Source organism: Streptomyces sp. NTH33, from assembly GCF_003236365.1.
In the GTDB taxonomy this organism is placed as follows: Bacteria; Actinomycetota; Actinomycetes; order Streptomycetales; family Streptomycetaceae; genus Streptomyces.
On the sequence record NZ_POTZ01001042.1, the window covers coordinates 1 to 715 of the forward strand.

The 715-nt window shown below is 73.7% G+C and carries 2 protein-coding genes; one reads left to right on the forward strand and one right to left on the reverse strand.

The features are described from left to right. On the reverse strand, positions 1–337 hold a 337-nt coding region (locus C1I97_RS38345), incomplete at its 3' end, for a uracil-DNA glycosylase family protein (RefSeq protein ID WP_309147871.1). A gap of 55 nt (positions 338–392) precedes the next feature. On the opposite strand from C1I97_RS38345, the gene C1I97_RS38350 reads away from it, so the two are divergent. Further along, positions 393–715, forward strand: a 323-nt coding sequence (locus C1I97_RS38350; protein ID WP_146608472.1) for an RNA-binding S4 domain-containing protein, incomplete at its 3' end; no start/stop codon positions are given.

The window sequence follows — 715 nt, forward strand, 5'->3', positions numbered from 1 at the left end:
CTCCGTACAGTTCCAGGTTGTCGTCGGCGGAGATGGCGGTGGGCCGGGAGGCCAGGCCCACGTCGTACAGGGCCTCGTACAGGACGTCTCCGGAGCGGTCACCCGTGAACATGCGGCCGGTGCGGTTGCCGCCGTGGGCGGCCGGGGCCAGGCCGATGATCAGCAGGCGGGCGTCCGGGGGTCCGAAGCCCGGTACCGGGCGGCCCCAGTACGTCTGGCCGGCGAACGCGGCCCGCTTGGTGCGGGCCACCTCCTCCCGCCAGGCGACCAGCCGCGGGCAGGCCCGGCAACCGGTGATCCGCGCGTCGAGGGCGGCAAGGCTGCTGGGGTGGTCCATGGGTCCACGGTAATTTCCCGGGAGGCGGTGGGGTGATGCGGCTATGGTCGGACGCATGGCTACCCAGAACGACCAGGGCGTGGACCCGAAGATCGCCGCCGCTGTCGCCGCCGCCGAGGCCGCCGGTCCGGCCGCCGGTGAGAACGTGCGGATCGACAGCTGGATCTGGGCCGTCCGTCTGGTCAAGACCCGCTCCATCGGCGCGACCGCCTGCCGGGGCGGGCACGTCCGGGTGAACGGGGAGCGGGTGAAGCCGGCCCACTCCGTGCGCGTCGGGGACGAGGTGCGGCTGCGGCACGAGGGCCGCGAGCGGATCGTCGTCGTCAAGCGGCTGATCCGCAAGCGCGTGGGCGCCCCCGTCGCCGCCCAGTGCTACAT